The following is a 21,108-nucleotide window of genomic DNA, read 5'->3' as shown; positions in this document are numbered from 1 at the left end:
GGCTGGGAACTGCGCGGTGGGCGGCGGTGCGGAGACCGGTGCGGGCGGTGCGGAGAGCGGCGCCGGCGGGGCGGAGAACGGCGCGGGGGTGACCGGTGCGTCCGGCGCGGCGATCACCGGGAACTGCTCGGTGGGCGGCGCGATGGCGGGCGGCATGGCCGACCAGGGGTCGTACGCGGGCGGCTCGGAGGCCGGGGGCGTCGTGGCGTCAGAGGTCACCGCGACCCCCACGATTGACGATCATCCGCGGACCCTACCAACGTCCCCGCCGCCCGGTGTGCCGCCGGATCCACGGCCCGCCCCTGTGCGGAAGCCTCGTCGTGAGGAGTCCTTCGTCGATGGCGGCTACGGCGAGTAACGGGGGCCTGTGCAGAGGATCGACGAAGCGGGCCGTGCCCGGTGAGGCCCGCTCAGGCGGAGGTGGGAGTGGCCGGCTCGGCGGCGCGGTCCACCGGCTCACCCGGGGTGTCCAGCCCGGCCCGGCGGCGTGCCTCCCGGCGGGCCACCCAGCCGTAGCCGAACAGGCTCATCACCGCGAAGATCCACCACTGCCACACGTAACCGAAGTTCTGCCAGTTGTTGGTGTGCCCGATCTGGACCGCCTGGAAGGCCGGATCGGCCGCCGGCGTCTGCCCGTCGAGCAGGACGTAACCGCCGGTCACCGGGTAGGGGAGCTGCTCGGCCAGGCGGGGGATGTCGATGCGCCGGGCCTCCAGCTTGCCGTCGCGCCGGCTGACCGCGCCGCCGCCGCTCTCGCTGCCGACCACCCGGCCGGTGACCGTCACCTCGCCGGTCGGCGCCGCCGGCACGTCCGGCTGGACTGTCGCGCCGGCGCCCGGCACGGGCGGGATCCAGCCCCGGTCGACGAGTACCGCGGTGCCGTCGGCCAGCACCAGCGGGGTGAGCACCTCGAAGCCGACCGTCCGGTCGACGGTCCGGCCGCGGATCAGGACGGTGTTCGCGCTGTCGTACCGGCCGGTGGCGGTGACCCGGCTCCAGGTGAGCTCCTCGGACGGCGCGGGACCGACGTCGCCGCCGCTGGGCGCGGGGAGCGCGTCGCGCAGCGGCGCGGGCGTCATGGTGGCCCCGGCGTCGATGCGCTCGTTGACGGCCGTGCGCCCCCGGTAGCGGTCCAGCTGCCAGTTGCCCAGGAACACCATCACCGTGGCGGCGACGAGCGTGAGCGCGAGGTAGCCGAGCCAGCGCGGGGTCAGCAGGAACCGGTACACGTTGGCCAAGGCTACCCGTATGAGCGATGCCACTCGCCGCTGCCAGGCAGAAACGGCGGTGTGCGCGGCTCTCGCGCGCCGGGCCGGACGGGTATGGTCACGCGGGCGGAAACCACCCACATCAGGAGTCGATGATGACCGACGTGCCGCGCGTCGTGCTGAGTGCGCCCTCCTCGGGGCACGGCACCGGCGCCGTCTCCCTCGGCCTGCTCGCGGCGCTCACCGACCGGGGGATCCCGGTGGCCGGGTTCAAGGTCGGGCCGGACCAGGTGGACGCGGCGTATCTGGGGCTCGCTGCCGGGCGCGCCGGGCGCACGCTTGATCCGAGACTCGTCGGCCCGGAGCGGATCGCCCCCCTCTTCGCGTACGGCGCTGACGGCGCCGGGTTCGCGCTGGTGCAGGGCACGATGGGCCTGTACGACTCGGTCGCCGGACGACCCGAGAGCGAATCCACGGCGGCAGTCGCCACCGCGCTGCGCAGCCCGGTGGTGCTCGTGGTGGACGTGGCCGCGATGGGCCAGTCGGTGGCCGCGCTGGTGCACGGTTTCCGGGCGTACGACGACGAGCTGTGGCTGGGCGGCGTGATCCTCAACCGGGTGGCCTCACCCCGGCACGAGGCGCTGCTGCGTGAGGCGCTCGACGACGTGGGCGTGCCGGTCTACGGGGCGCTGCGCCGGCACGAGCTGCCCCCGGTGCTGCCCGCCCGCCGCTACGGCACCGGGCCCGTGGTGCGCGCCGACGCGGACGCCGAACGCGGCGTACGCCGGCTCGGTGAGGCGGTGGCCGCCACCGTCGACCTCGACCGGCTGCTGGCGCTGGCCCGCTCCGCGCCCGCGCTCACCGTGGAGCCGTGGTCGCCGGAGCCGGCCGACGCTCCGCAGCCGCCGGGGGAGCGGCCGGTGGTGGCGCTCGCGGGCGGACCGGCCGGCGCCTACAGCCACCCGGAGACCGCCGAGCTGTTGCGCGCCGCCGGGGCCGAGGTGGTCACGCTCGACCCGCTGCGCGACGAGGCGCTGCCCGCCGGGGCCCGCGCGCTCGTCGTCGGCGGCGGTCTGCCCGAGACGTACGCGGAGCAGCTCTCCGCCAACCGCCGCCTCTGCATCGCGGTGGCCGAGCTGGCCCGCTCGGGCCGCCCGGTGATCGCCGAGGGCGCGGGCCTGCTCTGGCTGGCCCGGGAGCTGGACGGCCTGCCCATGTGCGGGGTGCTCGACGCGGTCGGTACGGTCCGGGACGGCCTGGTGGTCGGCTACCGCACGGCCACCGCGGTCACCGACAGCGTGGTGGCGGCGGCCGGCACCACGGTGACCGGGCACAAGCAGCACGCCGCCGTGCTCACGCCGCGCGCCGGTGACCGGCCGGCCTGGCGCTGGGAGGGTGGCAACCCGGAGGGCTTCGTCCGGCAGGCGGTGCACGCCTCGCAGCTCGTGCCGCACTGGGCCGCCCACCCCGGCGTCGCGGCGCGGCTGGTGGCCGCCGCGCTGGCACCGGTGGGGGCGTCGGCATGATCGGGCAGGTGGCGGTACGCCGCTTCCCGGCACTGACCGTCTCCACCCCGCGCATCGAGGTGCGGCACCTCGTCGCCGCCGACGCGGAGGCGATGGACGAGGTGTTCGCCGACCGGCAGACGCAGCGCTGGCTGCCGCTGGCCGACGCGTCCGGGCAGATCGACGGGCGGGCGTGGTGCACCGAACTGGCCCGGCAGCGGCGCGACAGCGGCGACGGCGACCACTGGGCGGTGGTCCGCCGTGAGGACCAACGGGTGGTCGGCTCGCTCTGGGCCCGCCGTACCGACTGGGGTGCCCGGCTCACCGAGTTGTCGTACGCGATCGCGCCGCACGCCCGGGGCTACGGCCTGGCGGTCGAGGCGGTGGACGCGGTGGCCATCGCGCTGATCCTGGAGCACGGGTTCCAGCGGGTTGAGCTGCGGGTGGCGGCCGGCAACGTGGCGTCGCGGCGGGTCGCCGAGAAGGCCGGCTTCAGCTACGAGGGCCTGCTGCGCAACGCCGGTTTCGTCCGCGGCGCCCGGGTCGACCTGGAGCTGTGGTCCTTCGTGGCGGCCGACCTCCGCTGAGGCCCCCGGCCCCTTCCCAACGTCGATCAAGGAGTTCGCGTCTGCGGATCGGGCGATCCCTGACGCAAACTCCTTGATCAACTACCCGGGCGCACCCCCGGGCGGAACTGGGTGGTGGGGTCGGGCGGGCGAGGGGGTCAGCCGACTATCTGGTCCGAGGGCGGGGTGAACTGGCGGGTGGGCTGGCCCTTCAGGGAGTCCCGCAGGGTCTGCGCCACCGCGTTCACCGGGATCTGCGACTGCCCGTCGCCCACCGCGTTGAACGGATTGTCCGGGTCGGCGATGAAGCTCGCCGCCGCCAGCTCCGGCGTGTAGCCGACGAACCACGCCGACCGGGTGCTGTCGGTCGTTCCGGTCTTGCCGGCGACCGGGCGGCCCACTGTGCCGCGCACGCTGTCGGCTGTCGACCAGCCGCCGCAGCTTCCCTTGGCCGGGGTGTCGCCGGTGGGGCAGCGCGCCGCGTCGGTGGCGGCGCGGGCCGCGTCGGCGTTCACCACTTGCCGGCACCGCGGCTTGGCGACCTCCCGCTGCACCCCGCCCGCAGTCGTGTACGTGGCGGGCGTGCCGTCCCGGTTCATGATCGCGTTGACCGGGATGGCCTCGCAGTAGCGCCCGTCGGCGGCGATGGCGGCGTACGCGTTCGCCATCTCCAGCGGGGTGGCGTCGGAGACGCCGAGCGTGAACGCGCCCCACTTCTTCGCCTTGCCCGGCGACGCCTGTTCCTTGTCCACGTCGGTACGCCAGCGCAGCCCCAGTTGCTCGGCCAGGCGCACCCCGGCGTCCGCGCCGATCTTCTCCTCCAGTTGGACGAAGTAGGTGTTCACCGACTTGCCGAACCCGGACCACATGGTCTGCCGGCCGGTCATGGCACCGCTGGCGTTGGACGGGGCCCATCCGTCGTAGACGGCCGACTTGTACGTGTGCGGCGAGTCGTACGCGGTGGACAGCGGCATCCCGGCGTTGAGCGCGGCGAGCATCGGGAACATCTTGAACGTCGAACCGGCCTGGTAGCCCGGCAGCGTCCCGCCGCCGAGCAGCGGCGCCACCGTGTTCGGATAGTTCGCCTTGACCTTCGGGCCGGCCTCCGGGTTCGAGCTGTTCGGATTCTCGGCCAGGTCCAGCGAGTAGTTCCGGTTCACCGCCATCGCCTTGATCCGCCCGGTGCCGGGTTCGGCGACCACGATGCCGTTGGCGAACGGGCTGCCGGTGTTGTCCTTGGCGCCGACGTTCTTCTCCGCCGCCGCCTGGGTCTTCGGGTCGAGCGCGAGCACGATCCGGTAGCCACCACGGCGCAGCTTGTCCATCCGTTCCAGCCGGTTCTCGCCGAACGCGGGCTGGGAACTCCACCAGTTCTTCAGGTAGTCGCAGTAGAAGCCCCAGGCGCGGTGCCCGCCGTCGATCGCGGCGCAGTCGTTCGGCGGCGTGGTCAGCTTCAGCTTGATCGGCTGACCCTTCGCCTCGGCGGCGGCATCGGGCGACAGGTAACCGAGGCGGGCCATGTTGTCCAGCACGTAGTTGCGCCGGCCGGTGGCCTCCTTCTGGTCGGAGGTGATCGGGTCGTACTCCGACGGCGACTTCACCAGCCCGGCCAGCGTGGCCGCCTCGACCGGGGTGAGCGTGGCCGGCGTCTTGGAGAAGAAGATCTGCGAGGCGGCGTAGATGCCGTACGCCCGGTGACCGAAGTAGGCCGAGTTGAGGTAGCGCTCCATGATCTGCTCTTTGCTCAGGTGCTTCTCGATGTCCAGCGCCATGCGCATCTCCTTGACCTTGCGCAGGCTGGTCTGCTGGGTCGCCTCCTGGACCTCCTTGGGCGTGGTCGCGCTGTCCCGCAGCGCCATCCGCACGTACTGCATGGTGATCGTCGAGGCGCCCTGGGAGACGCCGCCGGATCGGGCGTTCGACACGAAAGCGCGCGCCACGCCCTTCGGGTCGACGCCGTGGTGCTGGTAGAAGCGGTTGTCCTCGGCGGCGACGATCGCCTGCTGGATGTTCGGCGACATGTTCTCGATCTTGGTGTACTGCCGGTACTCCTCGTAGAACATCGTCAGCACCGTCTTGCCGTCCGGCGCGTAGACGTACGAGGTCTCGGCCGGCAACGCGGTCTTGAGGATGCTCGTCTTCTGTTCGATCGCGTGCGCGGTGGCCTTGGCCCCGATGCCGGTGACGGCGACCAGCGGATACAGGGCGGCGGCGACCACGATGCCGGCGATCAGCCCGGCGCGGAGAAGGGGAACGAGACGGCCAGCGGAAGCAAGGGGACGACTGCTCACGGGGTCAAGCTATGACATTTCCGATTCAGAAATGAGAAGAACTCATAAACCGGCGGACCGTGACGCGACCCACGCCGGGATGCGCTGTCCCGGGCGGCGGCTACCCGGCAGGATCGCGGACATGCCCGCAGCACCGACCGGGAGCGCCGCCGCGCTCGACGAGCCCGACCTGGGCCACCACGGGGACGCCGAGGCCACGCCCGGCCTGGTGGACCTGGCGGTGAACGTGCGCCGCGCCCCGATGCCGGACTGGCTCGCCGACCCGATCACGGCCGCGCTGGGCGACCTGGCCGCGTACCCGGACCCGGCGCCGGCCCGCGCCGCCGTCGCTCACCGGCACGGGCGACCCCCGGAAGAGGTACTCCTCACCGCCGGCGCCGCCGAGGGTTTCGTCCTGATCGCCCGCGCGCTGGCCGGCGTCCGCCACCCCGTGGTGGTGCACCCGCAGTTCACCGAGCCGGAGGCCGCGCTGCGGGCCGCCGGGCACCGGGTGGACCGGGTGCTGCTCGACCCGGCCGACGGCTTCCGCCTCGACCCGGCCCGCGTCCCCGGCGACGCCGACCTCGTCATGATCGGCAACCCCACGAACCCGACCTCGGTGCTGCACCAGGCCGGCACCATCGCCGCGCTGGCCCGCCCCGGCCGGGTGCTCGTGGTCGACGAGGCGTTCGCCGACACCACCGCCGCACCCGGCGTCGACGGCGAGCCCGAGTCGCTCGCCGCCCGCCGTGACCTCCCCGGCCTCGTGGTGGTACGCAGCCTCACCAAGACCTGGGGCCTGGCCGGACTGCGGATCGGCTACCTGCTCGGCGACGCCGCGCTGCTGGCCCGGTTCGCCGCCGCGCAGCCGCTCTGGGCGGTCTCCACCCCGGCGCTCGCCGCCGCCACCGCCTGCGCCGCGCCGGCCGCCGTCGCCGCCGAACGCGCCATCGCCGCCGAACTCGCCGCCGACCGCGACCACCTGGTGGCCCGCCTGGCCGGCCTGCCGGGGGTACGCGTGGCGGGCCGCCCGGCCGCCGCCTTCGTCCTGATCCACGTGGCCGGCGCCGCCGACGTACGCGAGCGGCTGCGCGCGCACGGCTGGGCGGTACGCCGGGGCGACACGTTCCCCGGGCTCGGCCCGGACTGGCTCCGGATCGCCGTACGCGACCGGGGCACCACCGACGCGTTCATCGAGACGCTGGCACGGATCCTGGAGGCATGATGCTGGAGTCCACAGTCGCGGCGATCCGGCCGCTGGACGAGGCCGCCATGGCGGCGGCCCGCGAGATGCAGGGACGGCTGACCAAGCCGGCCGGCTCGCTCGGCGCCCTGGAGCCGCTCTCGGTACGCCTCGCCGGGCTGGCCGGCGCCTGCCCGCCGCCGCTGCCCGAGCCGGCCGCGGTGGCGATCTTCGCCGGTGACCACGGCGTGCACGCCCAGGGCGTGACCCCGTGGCCGCAGGAGGTCACCGCCCAGATGATCGCCAACTTCCTGGCCGGCGGCGCTGTGGTCAACGCGTTCGCCCGCCAGGCCGGCGCCTCGGTCACGGTGGTGGACGTCGGCGTGGCCACCCCGATCCCCGGCGCCGAATCCGCCGACCCGGCCGGGCCGCGTCTGGTGTCCGCGAACGTCCGCCCCGGCACCCGCGACATGACTGTCACCGCGGCGCTGACCCGGGACGAGGCCCGTACGGCCGTCGAGACCGGCATCCGGGTCGCCGGCGGGCTGATCGACGCCGGGGCGGGCATCCTGCTCACCGGCGACATGGGCATCGGCAACACCACCCCGTCCGCCACGCTCATCGCCGCGTTCTCCGGCGTGGACGCCGAGGCCGCCACCGGCCGGGGCACCGGGGTCGACGACGAGACGTACGCCCGCAAGGTGGCTGTGGTGCGGGCCGCGCTGGCCCGGCACGAGCCCGACCCGGCCGACCCGCTGGGCGTGCTGGCGACCGTCGGCGGGCTGGAGCACGCCGCGCTGACCGGCCTGATCCTCGGCGCCGCCGCGCGCCGGGTGCCGGTGCTGCTCGACGGCGTGATCGCGGTGAGCGCCGCGGTCGCCGCCGCCGCGTTCGCGCCGGACGCCGTGGGTGCCATGGTCGCCGGGCACCGCAGCGCCGAGCCGGGCGCCACGGCGGCGCTGCGGCACCTCGGCCTGGAACCGCTGATCGACCTGGGCCTGCGGCTCGGCGAGGGCACCGGGGCGCTGCTCGCCCTGCCGGTGGTCACCGGCGCGGTCCGGGTACTGCACGAGGTCGCCACGTTCGACTCCGCCGGCGTGGCGGAGAAGTGACCGAGCCGGCCGGGCCGACGCCGCCCAGCCCGTACCCTCTGGGGTTGCGGCTGGACGGGCGGCGCGTGGTGGTCGTGGGCGGGGGAGCGGTCGCCACCCGGCGGGTTCCCGCGCTGCTCGACGCCGACGCGGACGTGCTGCTGGTGTCGCCCGAGCTGACCCCGGCGCTGCGCGCGCACGTCGACGCCGGGCGGCTGCACTGGGAGCCGCGCCGGTTCGTCCCCGGCGACCTGGACGGCGCGTGGCTGGTCCAGGTGGCTGTGGACGACCGGGCCGCCGCCGCCGCGGTCAGCGCCGCAGCGGCCGAGCGGCGGATCTTCTGCGTACGCGCCGACGACCGGACGGCGGCGAGCGCGTGGACCCCGGCGGTGACCCGGCACGGCCCGGTCACCGTGGCGGTCCTCGGCGGTGGCGACCCGCGCCGAGCGATGGCGACCCGCGACGCCATCCGCGCCCTGCTCGGAAGGAAGGGCCCCCTCTTAACGCCTGCGGTAGAGGAAGGGCCCCCTCTTAACACCGGCGGGCGCGTCGCACTCGTCGGATCCGGGCCGGGCGACCCGGAACTGATCACCGTGAAGGGGTGGCGGCTGCTCACCGAGGCGGAGGTGGTCGTCGCCGACCGGCTCGTGCCCGGCCTGCTCCTGGACGAACTGCGCCCGGACGTCGAGCTGGTCGACGCTTCGAAGATCCCGTACGGGCCGTCGCGTGCCCAGGAGGAGATCAACCGGATCCTGGTGGATCGGGCGCGGGCCGGCAAGGTGGTGGTACGGCTCAAGGGCGGCGACCCGTACGTCTTCGGGCGTGGCGGCGAGGAGCTGCTGGCCTGCGCCGAGGCGGGCGTGCCGGTGACTGTGGTGCCCGGCGTGACGAGCGCGATCGCGGTGCCCGAGGTGGCCGGTGTGCCGGTGACGCACCGGGGCGTGGCGCACGAGTTCACAGTGGTGTCCGGGCACCTCGCGCCCGACGCACCCGCGTCGCTGGTGCGCTGGGACGCCCTGGCCGGGCTGCGCGGCACGCTCGTGATCCTGATGGGCCTGAAGAACCTCGCGGCGATCAGCGCCACGCTGATCGCGTACGGCAAGCCGGCGGAGACTCCCGCGGCGGTGATCCAGGAGGGCACCACAGCCGCCCAGCGGATCCTGCGCTCCACGCTGGGCGCGGTCGCCGCCGACGTGGAGGCCGCCGCGCTGCGCCCGCCCGCGATCGTGGTGCTCGGCGACGTGGTCCACGCCCTGACCCCCGACGCCTCCGCCTGACCCGCCGGAGCGCCCCCTCGCCCGACGTCGCCCCGCCGGAAACGCCGATCTTGCACTTGGCGCCCGCCAGGTGCCCTTTACGGCCCATTCGTCGGGGCGGAAAGTGCAAGATCGCCGGGCTGGGCTGGGCTGGGCCGGGCCGGGCTGGTCTGGGGCAGGGCGGGGACAAGGACGGGTGGGACGGGGGCGGCGGCGGGGACCGTAGGGTTCCCGCCGCCGTCCACGTGCTTCGGTCAGGTCACTGCTTGAGCATGTTGTCCAGCAGCAGGGCGCAGCGGATCAGGCCGAGGTGGCTGTACGCCTGCGGGTGGTTGCCCAGCCCGCGCTCGGCCAGCGGGTCGTACTGCTCCGGTAGCAGCCCGGTCGGCCCGGCCGTGTCGACCATCTGGGTGAACAGCTCCTCGGCGTCGCTGCGGCGACCGGTGCGCAGGTACGCCTCGATCAGCCACGACGTGCAGATGTGGAAGCCGCCCTCGCGACCGGGCAGGCCGTCGTCCCAGTGGTACCGGTAGACGACCGGCCCGCTGCGCAGCTCCGCCTCGATCTTGAGCACGGTGGAGAGGAAGCGCGGGTCGTCGCCGGCGAGCAGCCCGGAGATGCCGATCCACAGCGACGAGGCGTCCATCTCCTCGTACCCGTAGGCGACGCTGTACGCCTCGGCCTCCGGGTGCCAGCCGTGCTCCAGCACGTTCGAGGCGATCCGGTCGCGCAGCTCGACCCACTCGGGCCGGTCCTCGCCGCCGTGCCGGCGGACGACGTGCAGCGCCCGGTCCACAGTCATCCAGAGCATGACCTTGGAGAAGACGTGGTGCCGCGGGGGGAGGCGGGCCTCCCAGATGCCGTGGTCGGGTTCGTGCCAGCGGCGGCGTACCGCCTCGACCATGTTCTCCAGCACCCGCCACTCGTCGTCGCGGATCGAGCCCCGGGCGTCGGCGACCGCCGCGATCAGGTCCGCCACCGGGCCGAAGACGTCGAGCTGGAGCTGGTGGTTGGCGAGGTTGCCGACGCGTACCGGCCGGGAGCCGGCGTAGCCGGGCAGCGTGTCGATGACCGCCTCGGCGCCCAGCTCGAAGCCGTCCACCGTGTAGAGCGGGTGCAGCCGCTCCGGGTGCCCGCCGGTGCGTTCGACCACGCCGTCGATCCAGCGCAGCAGCCCTTCGGCCTCCTCGGTCGAGCCGAGGTCGACAAGCGCGCGGGCGGTCATCGCCGCGTCCCGCAGCCAGCAGTAGCGGTAGTCCCAGTTGCGGACACCGCCCAGTTCCTCGGGCAGCGACGTGGTGGCCGCGGCGAGGATCGAGCCGGTCGGTTCGTGGCAGAGGCCGCGCAGCGTCAGCGCGCTGCGGGCGACCAGGTCCCGGGCGGTGGCGGGCAGCCGCAGCGAGGCCACCCAGTCCTTCCAGGGCTGCTCGGCGGCGGTCTGCCGCTCGTGCAGCGGCAGCCGGTGCGGCTCCAGGCTCTGCGTGCCGAAGCGCAGCTCCAGCACCACCTGGCCGCCGGCTGCGGACAGGTCGACCACCGCCTTCGCGGTCTCGTACCCGGCGTCGTTCGTGACCTCCCACTCGACGCCGGGGGAGTGCAGCGCGACCGGCTCGTTGGAGCCGAGCACCAGCAGCCCGTCGTCGAGCGGCTGGAGCTGCACCGCCACCTGACCGAACTCGGGGCGCGGCGCGAACTCGACCCGGGCCCGCCCGGTGCCGCTGAGCACCCGGACCAGTGTCGAGTCGCCGCTGACCACTGCCGGGTCGTCCGGCGTGGTCTCCCGTACCGGCAGGTCGAGCCAGTCGGTGACGGTTAGGCCGGACCAGCGGGTCTCGACGGTCATCGTGTTGCTGCGGTAGCGCTGGCCCAGCGGGATGCCGCCGCGCTCCGGCCCGACCGTGAAGTGCCCGGCCGGGCTGCCGCCGACCAGGTCGGCGAAGATCGCCGCCGAGTCCGGCTTCGGGTGGCACAGCCAGGTGATCTTGGCTTCCGGCGTGACGAGCGCGACGGTACGGCCGTTCGCGAGCATCGAGTGCCGCTCGATCGGCACCGCCCGTTCGCCGAACAGCCAGTGCCGCCGCGTCTCCAGCAGCAGACCCAGCGCGCGGGCCGCCTCGATCGGCTCGGCCACCCGGTAGTCGGCGCGGGTCTCCCCGGGGCCGATCTTGATGCCGACGTCCGGCCCGGTCAGGTTACCGAAGGCGTTCTCGTCGGTGACGTCGTCGCCGATGAACAGCACCGCGCTCGCGGCGAGCTGGGTACGGAGCTGGTCGACGGCGGTGCCCTTGTTGGTCACCACCACCGACAGCTCGATGACCTCCTTGCCCTGGGTGACTGTCACGCCCTCCCAGGTCGCGGGGCCGTTGCGGACCGCCTCGACGGCCCGGGCGGCGACGTGCGGGTCGACGCCGCGGGTGTGCACTGCGACGCTGGCCGGCTTGCGTTCCAGGCGGATGCCCGGGTGCTCGGCGGCGATCTCGCGCAGCGCCTCGCGGAGCCGGTGCCGGACCGCGATCAGCTCGGGGGTGAGCCGCTCGACGAAACCGATGTCGAACTCCGAGCCGTGGCTGCCGACCAGGTGCACCTCGCTCGGCAGCCGGGAGAGTGTGGCCAGGTCGCGCAGCGCCCGGCCGGAGACGACGGCGACGCTCGTCTGCGGCAGTGCGGCGAGCGCGCGTACGGCCGCCACCGACTCGGGCAGCGGCACGGCCTTGCTGGGGTCCTCGACGATCGGCGCCAGTGTGCCGTCGTAGTCGCAGGCGACCAGGAGTTGCGGAACCCGGGCGATACGGCCGATGGCGGCACGCAGTTCGGGATCCAGCACGCCGCCGTGGGCGGCGGCGGGGGCGGGCGAGGTCACGCAGCCTCCGTATCGGGGACGCCGAGCTCGCTGAGGAACGACTTGGCCCAGTGGCCCACGTCGTGGCTGCGCAGATGGCGCTGCATGACGCGCATCCGGCGGCGGGCTTCGGGCTTTTCGACATGCACGGCCCGCAGCAACGCGTCCTTCACCGCGTCCGGGTCGTGCGGATTACACAGGAACGCCTGGCGCAGCTCTGTCGCGGCGCCGGCGAACTCACTGAGCACGAGCGCGCCGCCCTGGTCGGCGCGCGATGCGACGTACTCCTTGGCCACCAGATTCATTCCGTCTCGCAGCGGGGTCACCATCATCACGTCGGCCGCGACGTACATCGCGGCCAGTTCGGAGCGACTGTACGACTGATGCAGATAATGCACTGCAGGCACGCCGACCCGGCCGAATTCACCATTGATCCGGCCAACCTCGCGTTCCACCTTCACCCGAAGTGCCTGGTAGTGCTCCACGCGCTCGCGGCTGGGCGTGGCGACCTGCACCATAACCGCGTCCGGAACTGTCAACTTTCCGTCAGCGAGGAGTTCGCGGAAGGCCTTCAGCCGGAGTTCGATGCCCTTGGTGTAGTCGAGCCGGTCGACGCCCAGGATGATCGTCTTCGGGTTGCCCAGCTCCTCGCGGATCTGCTTGGCCCGGGCCTGGATCGCCGGATCCTCGGCCAGCCGCTCCATCTCCTTGGTGTCGATCGAGATGGGGAACGCGCCCGCCTTCACCTGCCGGCCGTCGACCTGGATCATCTGGCCCTCGTACCGCAGGCCGAGCAGGTGCCGGGCCAGGCGGACGAAGTTCTGCGCCGCCAGCCGCTGCTGGAAGCCGACCAGGTCCGCGCCGAGCAGTCCACGCAGGATCTCGGTGCGGAACGGCATCTGCATGAACAGCTCGATCGGCGGGAACGGGATGTGCAGGAAGAAGCCGATCCGCAGGTCCGGCCGCAGCTCGCGGAGCATCGCCGGCACGAGCTGGAGCTGGTAGTCCTGGACCCAGACCGTGGCGCCCTCGGCCGCGACGTCCGCCGCGGCCTCCGCGAACCGGGCGTTGACCAATCGGTACGCCTCGCGCCAGCGCCGCTTGTAGGCGGGCGTCTCCACCGCGTCGTGGTAGAGCGGCCAGATCGTCGCGTTCGACTGGCCCTCGTAGTAGCGCTCCAGCTCCTCGGCGCTCAACGGCACCGGGTGCAGCCGGATGCCCTCCAGGTCGAACGGTTCGGGCGCGGCGCCGGTGCCGCCGGCCCACCCCACCCAGGTGCCCTGGTGCTCGGCCAGCACCGGATGCAGCGCGGTCACCAGCCCGCCAGGGCTGCGCCGCCACTGCCGTCCCTCGGGTGTGCTCACCTCGTCGACCGGCAGACGGTTGGCCACTACGACAAAGGAGCTACGGACGGTCACGATCGGCCACCTCCGGGTACTGACGGGTCCACCGCGATGAGCGTACTGAGCGTAGCTGCGGCGTCTGATCCCCCGTGCCGGAGTTACCTACCCGTCCCAGAACCGCCGAACCCACCACGTGATCTTGTCGACACCGGTGGCTCAGAGGTCGATGATCGGCCACTCCTTGGGCAGCACCTCACCGAGCAGTTCCCGCCGGTCGCTCATGATCGGTGTGGTGGCCCGTGCGGCTTCCAGCGCCACCTGGGCGAGGTCCATGCTCAGGAGCGTGCGCGACCAGCCGCCGAGGAACATGCACATGTCGTGCGCCACCGGCGTGACGACCACGTGGTCGAGATCGCCGAGGATGTCCAGCAGGCGCCAGCCGTCGACGGCCACCTGCCGGTACGCCTCGGCGAGACACAGCGCCGGCACGATCACCGTCTGCCCCCGATCCGCGACCGACGCGATCTGCTCCCCGACCGCCTCGGTGCCTTCCGAGTAGGCCAGCAGGCAGGCGGTGTCGAGCACCAGCCCGGGGTCAGTCACGTCAGCCGTCCACGTGAAGAATCGCTCAGCAGTGCGGCGGCCCGGGCGCGCAGCTCCGGGGTGATCTTCGCCTGGGCCTCGTCGAGCGCGTGGCCCGCGTCGGCGAGCCCGCCGTCGGACAGTCGGAAGCCGACCTGCCGGAGCGTGTGCCTTGTGCGCTCTCCCGCCATCCGCCGCCGCACGCTCTCGGTGACGAACGCGGAGACGTTCGGCTCCTGGGCCAGTCGTTCGGCCACGTCGTCGGGGACGCTGATGGCGATCTTCTTGGTCATACTGTCGACGGTATCGAGTAGTACCCGAGTCGGCAACGCGGCGCGTCGCCGTACCCCTGGGGTGGGGTGATGTGGGCGTGGCGGTCCGTACCTGTCAGGATTGACGACGGCGTGCGTGCGGCCGGCTCCCGGCCGGCGGCGGCGGGCGGAGATCGACGCCCGCGCCCCGCACCCGACAAGCCCGCGATCGCAACCGACGGAGGTAGCCCGCACCGTGGCCCAGTTCATCTACGTCCTGGACAAGGCGCGCAAGGCGCACGGCGACAAGGTCGTGCTCGACAACGTGACGCTGAACTTCCTGCCGGGTGTCAAGATCGGGGTGGTCGGTCCGAACGGCGCCGGTAAGTCCAGCCTCCTCAAGATCATGGCAGGGCTGGACCGGCCGAGCAACGGCGAGGCCCGGCTCATGCCCGGCTACTCCGTCGGCATGCTCGCGCAGGAGCCGCCGCTCAACGACGCCAAGACGGTCCTCGGCAACGTCGAGGAGGCGGTCGCCGAGACCAAGGCCAAGCTGGAGCGGTTCAACAAGATCGCCGAGCAGATGGCCACGGACTACTCCGACGAGCTGATGGAGGAGATGGGCAAGCTCCAGGAGGAGCTGGACGCCTCCGACGCCTGGGACATCGACTCCAAGCTCGAACTCGCGATGGACGCGCTGCGCTGCCCGCCGCCGGACGCCGACGTCACCAAGCTCTCCGGTGGTGAGCGCCGCCGGGTGGCGCTGTGCAAGCTGCTGCTGGAGGCGCCGGACCTGCTGCTGCTCGACGAGCCCACCAACCACCTGGACGCGGAGAGCGTGCAGTGGCTGGAGCAGCACCTGGCCAAGTACGCCGGCACCGTCCTGGCGATCACCCACGACCGGTACTTCCTGGACAACGTGGCCAACTGGATCCTGGAACTGGACCGCGGCCGGGCCTACCCCTACGAGGGCAACTACTCCACCTACCTGGAGAAGAAGGCCGCCCGGCTCTCCGTCGAGGGACGCCGCGACGCCAAGATGAAGAAGCGGCTGTCCGAGGAACTGGAGTGGGTCCGCTCGAACGCCAAGGCGCGGCAGACCAAGTCCAAGGCCCGCCTGGACCGCTACGACGAGATGGCCGCCGAGGCGGAGAAGACCCGGAAGCTGGACTTCGAGGAGATCCAGATTCCGCCGGGCCCGCGCCTGGGCAACACGGTCATCGAGGCGCAGAACCTCACCAAGGCGTTCGGTGACCGGGTGCTGATCGACGACCTGTCGTTCTCGCTGCCCCGCAACGGCATCGTCGGCATCATCGGCCCGAACGGCGTCGGCAAGACCACGCTGTTCAAGACCATCGTCGGGCTGGAGCAGCCGACTAGCGGCTCGGTCCGCGTCGGCGAGACCGTCTCGCTGTCGTACGTCGACCAGAACCGGCAGGGCCTCGACGGTGACAAGACCGTCTGGGAGGTCGTCTCCGACGGGCTGGACCACCTCATGGTGGGCAAGGTCGAGATGCCGTCCCGGGCGTACATCGCCGCGTTCGGCTTCAAGGGGCCGGACCAGCAGAAGCCGACGAAGGTGCTCTCCGGTGGCGAGCGCAACCGGCTCAACCTGGCGCTGACGCTGAAGATCGGCGGCAACGTGATCCTGCTCGACGAGCCGACGAACGACCTGGACGTGGAGACGCTGTCCAGCCTGGAGAACGCGCTGCTGGAGTTCCCCGGCTGCGCCGTGGTCATCTCCCACGACCGGATGTTCCTGGACCGGGTCGCCACGCACATCCTGGCCTGGGAGGGCGACGACCAGAACCCGGCCAAGTGGTTCTGGTTCGAGGGCAACTTCGAGGCGTACGAGAAGAACAAGGTCGACCGGCTCGGCGCCGAGGCGGCCCGTCCGCACCGGGTGACCTACCGCAAGCTCACCCGTGACTGACCGCTTCGTCTACCACTGCGCGCTGCGCTGGTCCGACCTGGACGCGTACGGCCACGTCAACAACGCCCGCTTCCTCACGCTCTACGAGGAGGCCCGGGTGGCGATGATGTTCGCCGGCGGCCGGGCGTGGGGAGTGGGCTCGTTCGCCGACGGGGTGGTCATCCGCCGGCACGAGGTCGACTACCTGCGCCCGGTCGACTACGCGCTCGGCCGGGCGAGCGCGGAGGCCGCCCCGACGGTACGGATCGAGCTGTGGGTGGACCAGATCAGGGCCGCCTCCTTCTCGGTCGCGTACGAGCTGTACGACGGCGACACGCTGGCCGGCACCGCCCGGTCGCTGCTGGTGCCGTTCGACCTGACGGCGCAGCGCCCGCGCCGGATCTCGCCGGAGGAGCGGGCGTTCCTGCTCCGCTATGCGCCGGGGCTGAGCGGATGACCGGGCACGGGTTGACCGGGACGGCCGACGCCGGGGCCTTCCTGGCCCGGCTGGTCCGGTTCGACCCGGCCACTGTGGTCCGGCTGCGGCCGGTGCCGGGCGCGGGCCGTACCGCCCTCTGGGCGAGGCTGCCGTGGGGCGTGCTCGTGGTCCGTACCGTGCCTGGCACCGCCCCCGGTGACGTCACGGTGGCGGCGGGGGAGCTGCTGGCCGAACTCTCCGCCGGGGGCGAGGCGCTCCCGGTACGCCGGGACGACGGCTGGCGGTGGCAGCTCCCACCGGCGGCGAGCCGGGCGGTGGAGGCGCTGCCCGGCGCCGAGCTGCGCCGGATCGCGGAGGCGGCGGCCGGGACGCTGCGCGAGGCGGCCACGCACGGCGTGGCGGGCCGCGCGGTCGGGCAGCGGGTGCTGCGGGACGCGCTGCTGGACCACGTGGCCGTGGTGGTGACCCCGGACGAGGCGCCGCGGACGCCCGTGGAGGTGTCGCAGCGACTGGTGCAGGCGTTGGTCCGGATGGGTTTCCTCGGCACCGGCGCGGACGACGTTCAGGTGCGGACGGCTGGTCGATGGGTCGGACTCGTCGGACCGTTCGGGGCTGCCTGGTCGCGGACCGTCGCCGATCTTGCACTCAGGCCGACGCGGGGTCATCCGAACGGATGACCCCGCGTCGGCCTTCCGGTTTGGGGCGGTCGTTGGGGGGATGCCTCAGGCCGCCTGTCCGGGTACCGTCCATCCTCGGATCCAACGCACCGTAGGCGTCCGGATCCGCTGGGGAGTGAGGTGCGCGAGCGATGCCGTGGTGGTCATGGCGCCCTGGTCCCGCCGCTGGCGGGGAGCCGGAGACTCGAAGCGGGACCACAGTGGATGACACCATCCGGGTCGGACCACCGACCCCTCGCCAGCCGGGGGACGACGTGGCGCCGCCCGAGCGGCCGGTCCTCGCGGACATGCCGGCCACCGTCGCGCCGGTCACGCTGAGCCGGGTCTGCGACGCGCTCGACCTGCTCGACGTGCGCTATCTGGCCGACGGCGACGGCAACCTGCTGGCCATGTGGGAGCGGCACGCCGTGCTCGTCGCGCTGGAGGGCCCGGAGGACGAGATCCTCGTGATGCGGGCCCGCCCGCACGCGACGGTCCCGCCGGACTGGGCCGACCGGGCCTACCGCGTCGTGAACGAGTGGAACCACACCCGGCGCTTCTGCAAGGCGTACATCGGTGACCCGACCGAGCGCGGTCAGCTCCCGATCTACGCCGAGTTGCAGGTTCCGCTCGGCGCCGGCGCCCACGACGCGCTGCTGGTCGAGATGCTCGACTGCGGCGCCGCCGTCGCGGTGACGTTCGTCGACTGGCTGCACGACGAGGGCGCCCTGCTCTGAGCCGGGCTCAGCCCGCAGCCGGGTCCTCCATCACGTTCACCATGAAGTAGGCGGCCCGTTCCAGGTAGTCCCAGAGCGCGGCGGCGAGCTGCGGCGGCAGGTCCAGCGCGTCCACCGCCCGGCGCATGTGGTGCAGCCAGGCGTCCCGCTCGGCCGCGCCGATCCGGAACGGGGCGTGCCGCATCCGCAGCCGCGGGTGGCCGCGCTGCTCCGAGTAGGTGTGCGGGCCACCCCAGTACTGGATGAGGAACAGGGTCAGCCGGTCCGCCGCCGGGCCCAGGTCCTCCTCCGGATACATCGGCCGCAGCAGCGGGTCGTCGGCCACACCGGCGTAGAACTCGTCCACCAGCTTGCGGAAGGCCGGTTCACCGCCGATCGCCTCGAAGAGGGTCATCGACTCGCCTGGGGAAGTCACGCCTCCATCCTGCCAGGTGCGGCCCGGCACCCGCGCCCGCCCGCCGGGCGGCGCGGATCACGTCACCGCGTGCCGGCGTCGGCCGTGCTCCCGGTTCCGGTCACCGGATGCGGGGCCGGGCGCGTGCGCGTGCGCCGGTCCGCCACCGGCCGCCGACTCCGCGCGGGCGGCCGCGACGGCCTCGTGGATCACCTGCGGCCGGGGCCAGGCGAGCGCCGCCACCGACATGATCAGCACCCCCGCTGCGCTCCACACGCCGACCACCGACGGGACCGAGAAGCGCTCGGCGAGTGCGCCCGTGGCCAGCACCGCGGCACCCTGGATGATCTGTGTGCCGCTGGCCATGACGCCGAACGCCCGGGCCCGGAAGCCGTCCGGGAGTGCCTGCACGAACAGGCCGTTGGCGACCGGGACGAGCCCGGCGACGGCGAAGCCGCACCCGGCGGCCAGCAGCGCCACCACCGCCGGCGGCGGGTTGAACAGCGCGGGTACGAGCGTCGCCGGAGCGATGATCATCAACGGTCGCATCAGCGTCAGCCGCCGGTCCGGGCCGACGAGCCGGCTGATGGTCAGCCCGCCGAGGATGTATCCGACCGGGACGGCGGCCATGATCAGACCTTGGGCGGTGCCGGCGTCCATCCGGCCGTCGGTCCGGTCGGCGGCCCAGCCCGCGGCCAGCCCCTCGGGGACGATCGAGAAGAGCATCGCGCTGAACACCAGCACCGCGATGGCACGCAGCACCGGCCGCTCGAAGACGATCCGGAAGCCCTGGACGGTCTCCCGCAGCAGGTGGCTGCGGTGCACCTCGGTCATCGCCGGTGGCCGCTCGCGTACGCCGAAGCGGACGATCGCGGCCGACACGGCGAAGGTCACGGCGTTGACGAGCAGCGCGGTGTTCGGGTTGAGCGCCGCCACCGTGGCGCCGATCAGGTAGCCGACGATCTGGGCGGCCTGGCCGGCGCTGGTGAACGCCGACAGTCCCACGACCAGCCGGTCCCCGGTCAGGATGTGCGGCATCAACGCGGACCGCGCCGCCTGGCTCGGCGGGTTCGCGAGCGTGGCCAGGAAGATCAGCGCGAATATCGACCAGGTCGGCATCCAGGGCATCGCGACCAGCGCCATCAGCGCCATCCGCAGCAGGTCGCAGACGACCATGACCCGGCGGTAGTGGTGCCGCTCGGCGAGCGCGGAGAGCAGCGGGCCGCCGACCAGCCAGGGGAGGTAGCTGGCGGCGAACGCGGCGGCGGAGAGCGCGACCGAATCGGTCTCGCGCAGCACGAGCACGGTGACCGCGGCGCGGGCCAGGTAGTCGCCCACCCAGGAGAGGGTGTTGGCGGCGAAGATGGCGCGGAACTCCGACTGACCGAAGACGTCCCGGAAGGTGGCCGGGGCCTCCCGGGCGGGTCGCGCGTCGGACACCGTCGCCTCCATCGTTCCTGGTCGACCACTTGTGATGGCCCGACCGGGAACCGTCGTCAGATCGATCGATCAGCGAGGACACGAGCACGCCCCCCGGTGGAGCGTGTGCACCGGATTCTGCCCGATCGTCTGACAACTGGCTAGGGCGAACGGATTGATCGTCGCATCTCCGACTGAACGAACGGACGATACCCGAGGGGCCGCGCGGTGCGGAACCCCGGAAATCGTCCGGCTCGTCCGGCGGCTCAGGTGGGTCCGCCGGTACCGGTACCCTCGGCGGCGGGCGGGGCCGGCGGCTGGACCGGCAGGCCGGGGAACAGCCGGGCGGCCGCGATCTGCGCGACGATCCCCGAGTTCTCCAACGCCTCCGCGAGGCGGCGGCGCAGCTCACGCCCGACCGCGAACTGCCCGTCCGCGGTGGTCTTGACGACGGTACGGATCACCGCGCCGTCGACAGTCATCTGCTCGACGCCCAGAACCTCCGGCTGCTCCACGATGCTCGGTGCCAGCTCCGGGTCCAGCGCCACCGACGCCGCCGCGGTCCGCAGCACGGCGGTGGCCTCCTCGGTGCCGGCGAACCCGATCGGCAGGTCGACCACGACCAGCGCCCAGCCCTGGCTCTTGTTCCCGACGCGGACGATCTCGCCGTTGCGGATGTACCAGAGCACGCCCCGGCCGTCCCGGACCGTGGTGACCCGCAGGCCGACCGCCTCGACCACACCTGTCGCCTCGCCCAGGTCGACCGTGTCGCCGACGCCGTACTGGTCCTCGATCAGCATGAACAGGCCGGCGATCAGGTCCTTGACCAGGCTCTGCGCGCCGAAGCCGAGCGCCACGCCGGCGATGCCCGCGCTCGCCAGCAGCGGGGCCAGGTCGAAGCTGAACTCCTTGAGCACCATCAGCAGCGCGATGCCGAAGACGAACGCGGTGACCATGCTGCGCAGCACCGACCCGATCGCCTCGGCCCGCTGCCGCCGCCGCTCCGGCACGAACTGGTCCGGGTCGAGCGCGGCGCTGGGGATCCGCTCGCGCAGCGGGCGCAGCATGGTCGGCACCGCGCCGTCGGTGGTGGTCCGTACCAGCCGGTTGATGGTCCGGTGCAGCGCCCACCGGGCAGCCACCGCGAGCAGCAGGATCAGCGCCACCCGCAGCGGCTTGAACAGGATCCAGTAGCTGCTCTCGGCGAACCAGGCGGAGTTCGTCACTCGGTACACCCACTCGCAGGAGCTGCTGCCCTGGCAGTCCGGCTTCCGGTCGGAGACGGCGGCCAGCACGGCGGAGATCAGGTCGGAGACGTTCACTCTGCTTTCGTACCGCACGCCGGGCGGGCGACGGACACCGCCACCTCGGCGAAGGGCCGCCGGGCGGGGGGTAGCCCGGATTAGTACGTGCAATCCGGGGCGCGATCAGGGACTATTGGCGCAACGGACGTCGGT

The 21,108-nt window shown here is 73.0% G+C and carries 18 protein-coding genes and 1 pseudogene; 9 read left to right on the top strand and 10 right to left on the bottom strand.

All coding sequences use genetic code 11. The features are described 5' to 3' along the window. Both NMK34_RS24675 and NMK34_RS24670 read right to left on the bottom strand, forming a co-directional pair. Positions 1-219 (bottom strand): annotated as a pseudogene (locus NMK34_RS24675) (hypothetical protein); the annotation flags it as partial. A gap of 191 nt (positions 220-410) precedes the next feature. Then, positions 411-1,229: an SURF1 family protein gene (locus tag NMK34_RS24670; protein WP_318335405.1), complete on the bottom strand. Its 819-nt coding sequence runs from the start codon at positions 1,227-1,229 to the stop codon at positions 411-413. Between the two features lie 134 nt (positions 1,230-1,363). Here NMK34_RS24670 and NMK34_RS24665 point away from each other — a divergent pair, with 134 nt between their 5' ends. Further along, on the top strand, positions 1,364-2,734 hold the full coding sequence (locus NMK34_RS24665) for a cobyrinate a,c-diamide synthase (RefSeq protein WP_318335404.1): 1,371 nt from the start codon (positions 1,364-1,366) through the stop codon (positions 2,732-2,734). Further along, a complete protein-coding gene (locus NMK34_RS24660; protein ID WP_135241673.1) occupies positions 2,731-3,300 on the top strand; it encodes a GNAT family N-acetyltransferase in 570 nt (189 codons plus the stop codon). Before NMK34_RS24665 ends, NMK34_RS24660 begins: the two co-directional genes overlap by 4 nt. Positions 3,301-3,437: 137 nt before the next feature. Here the strand turns inward: NMK34_RS24660 and NMK34_RS24655 are convergent, their stop codons facing one another. Beyond that, positions 3,438-5,570 carry a transglycosylase domain-containing protein gene (locus NMK34_RS24655; protein ID WP_318335403.1) on the bottom strand — a complete coding sequence of 711 codons (2,133 nt, stop codon included), beginning with the start codon at positions 5,568-5,570 and terminating at the stop codon, positions 3,438-3,440. A 121-nt stretch (positions 5,571-5,691) separates the two neighbouring features. Here NMK34_RS24655 and cobC point away from each other — a divergent pair, with 121 nt between their 5' ends. Genes cobC through cobA form a run of 3 tightly spaced genes read left to right on the top strand, consistent with a single transcriptional unit; the run spans position 5,692 to position 9,100 of the window. Beyond that, on the top strand, positions 5,692-6,774 hold the full coding sequence (gene cobC / locus NMK34_RS24650) for an Rv2231c family pyridoxal phosphate-dependent protein CobC (protein ID WP_318335402.1): 1,083 nt from the start codon (positions 5,692-5,694) through the stop codon (positions 6,772-6,774). Next, positions 6,774-7,844 (top strand): nicotinate-nucleotide--dimethylbenzimidazole phosphoribosyltransferase, encoded by a 1,071-nt coding sequence (gene cobT / locus NMK34_RS24645; RefSeq protein WP_318336415.1) that lies wholly within the window; start codon positions 6,774-6,776, stop codon positions 7,842-7,844. Before cobC ends, cobT begins: the two co-directional genes overlap by 1 nt. Beyond that, positions 7,841-9,100: a uroporphyrinogen-III C-methyltransferase gene (cobA, locus tag NMK34_RS24640; RefSeq protein WP_318335401.1), complete on the top strand. Its 1,260-nt coding sequence runs from the start codon at positions 7,841-7,843 to the stop codon at positions 9,098-9,100. The genes cobT and cobA overlap by 4 nt, the downstream gene beginning before the upstream one ends. A gap of 238 nt (positions 9,101-9,338) precedes the next feature. On the opposite strand, the gene otsB is transcribed toward cobA, so the two are convergent. From otsB to NMK34_RS24620, 4 genes are all read right to left on the bottom strand, one after another. Beyond that, positions 9,339-11,939 carry a trehalose-phosphatase gene (gene otsB, locus NMK34_RS24635; RefSeq protein ID WP_318335400.1) on the bottom strand — a complete coding sequence of 867 codons (2,601 nt, stop codon included), beginning with the start codon at positions 11,937-11,939 and terminating at the stop codon, positions 9,339-9,341. Then, on the bottom strand, positions 11,936-13,336 hold the full coding sequence (locus tag NMK34_RS24630; protein WP_013288079.1) for an alpha,alpha-trehalose-phosphate synthase (UDP-forming): 1,401 nt from the start codon (positions 13,334-13,336) through the stop codon (positions 11,936-11,938). Before NMK34_RS24630 ends, otsB begins: the two co-directional genes overlap by 4 nt. A gap of 141 nt (positions 13,337-13,477) precedes the next feature. Next, entirely contained in the window at positions 13,478-13,864 is a 387-nt protein-coding gene (locus NMK34_RS24625; protein ID WP_318335399.1) for a hypothetical protein, read from the bottom strand. Next, complete coding sequence (locus tag NMK34_RS24620) at positions 13,861-14,136, bottom strand: hypothetical protein (protein WP_318335398.1); 276 nt, start codon at positions 14,134-14,136, stop codon at positions 13,861-13,863. Before NMK34_RS24620 ends, NMK34_RS24625 begins: the two co-directional genes overlap by 4 nt. A gap of 214 nt (positions 14,137-14,350) precedes the next feature. On the opposite strand from NMK34_RS24620, the gene ettA reads away from it, so the two are divergent. From ettA to NMK34_RS24600, 4 genes are all read left to right on the top strand, one after another. After that, positions 14,351-16,027 carry an energy-dependent translational throttle protein EttA gene (ettA, locus tag NMK34_RS24615; protein ID WP_262014130.1) on the top strand — a complete coding sequence of 559 codons (1,677 nt, stop codon included), beginning with the start codon at positions 14,351-14,353 and terminating at the stop codon, positions 16,025-16,027. Then, positions 16,020-16,463: an acyl-CoA thioesterase gene (locus tag NMK34_RS24610; RefSeq protein WP_135241665.1), complete on the top strand. Its 444-nt coding sequence runs from the start codon at positions 16,020-16,022 to the stop codon at positions 16,461-16,463. Before ettA ends, NMK34_RS24610 begins: the two co-directional genes overlap by 8 nt. Beyond that, the gene (locus NMK34_RS24605) at positions 16,460-17,122 is read left to right on the top strand and encodes a hypothetical protein (RefSeq protein WP_318335397.1); all 663 of its coding nucleotides are present in this window, start codon (positions 16,460-16,462) and stop codon (positions 17,120-17,122) included. Before NMK34_RS24610 ends, NMK34_RS24605 begins: the two co-directional genes overlap by 4 nt. A gap of 131 nt (positions 17,123-17,253) precedes the next feature. After that, positions 17,254-17,838 (top strand): YbjN domain-containing protein, encoded by a 585-nt coding sequence (locus NMK34_RS24600; RefSeq protein ID WP_120573571.1) that lies wholly within the window; start codon positions 17,254-17,256, stop codon positions 17,836-17,838. A gap of 7 nt (positions 17,839-17,845) precedes the next feature. Here NMK34_RS24600 and NMK34_RS24595 read toward each other — a convergent pair whose 3' ends face one another. The 3 genes from NMK34_RS24595 to NMK34_RS24585 all read right to left on the bottom strand — a co-directional run bounded on the left by NMK34_RS24595 (position 17,846) and on the right by NMK34_RS24585 (position 20,973). Then, a complete protein-coding gene (locus tag NMK34_RS24595; protein ID WP_209310467.1) occupies positions 17,846-18,232 on the bottom strand; it encodes a globin in 387 nt (128 codons plus the stop codon). A gap of 78 nt (positions 18,233-18,310) precedes the next feature. Further along, positions 18,311-19,684 carry an MFS transporter gene (locus NMK34_RS24590; protein WP_318335396.1) on the bottom strand — a complete coding sequence of 458 codons (1,374 nt, stop codon included), beginning with the start codon at positions 19,682-19,684 and terminating at the stop codon, positions 18,311-18,313. A gap of 233 nt (positions 19,685-19,917) precedes the next feature. Continuing rightward, on the bottom strand, positions 19,918-20,973 hold the full coding sequence (locus tag NMK34_RS24585) for a mechanosensitive ion channel family protein (protein WP_370585037.1): 1,056 nt from the start codon (positions 20,971-20,973) through the stop codon (positions 19,918-19,920). Between the last annotated feature and the right edge of the window lie 135 nt (positions 20,974-21,108).

It is taken from the genome of Micromonospora sp. BRA006-A, from assembly GCF_033433935.1.
Taxonomy (GTDB): Bacteria; Actinomycetota; Actinomycetes; order Mycobacteriales; family Micromonosporaceae; genus Micromonospora; species Micromonospora aurantiaca.
The sequence above is the reverse complement of the archived record's forward strand: the minus strand, read 5'-3'. Positions and strand labels throughout refer to the sequence as shown.

Coding starts and splice junctions, on each gene's coding strand:
- NMK34_RS24605 (WP_318335397.1), top strand. CDS start 16,460: ATGACCGGGCACGGGTTGACCGGGACGGCCGACGCCGGGGCCTTCCTG.
- cobC (WP_318335402.1), top strand. CDS start 5,692: ATGCCCGCAGCACCGACCGGGAGCGCCGCCGCGCTCGACGAGCCCGAC.
- NMK34_RS24590 (WP_318335396.1), bottom strand. CDS start 19,684: ATGGAGGCGACGGTGTCCGACGCGCGACCCGCCCGGGAGGCCCCGGCC.
- NMK34_RS24620 (WP_318335398.1), bottom strand. CDS start 14,136: ATGACCAAGAAGATCGCCATCAGCGTCCCCGACGACGTGGCCGAACGA.
- NMK34_RS24595 (WP_209310467.1), bottom strand. CDS start 18,232: ATGACCCTCTTCGAGGCGATCGGCGGTGAACCGGCCTTCCGCAAGCTG.
- NMK34_RS24600 (WP_120573571.1), top strand. CDS start 17,254: ATGCCGTGGTGGTCATGGCGCCCTGGTCCCGCCGCTGGCGGGGAGCCG.
- NMK34_RS24665 (WP_318335404.1), top strand. CDS start 1,364: ATGACCGACGTGCCGCGCGTCGTGCTGAGTGCGCCCTCCTCGGGGCAC.
- NMK34_RS24660 (WP_135241673.1), top strand. CDS start 2,731: ATGATCGGGCAGGTGGCGGTACGCCGCTTCCCGGCACTGACCGTCTCC.
- cobT (WP_318336415.1), top strand. CDS start 6,774: ATGCTGGAGTCCACAGTCGCGGCGATCCGGCCGCTGGACGAGGCCGCC.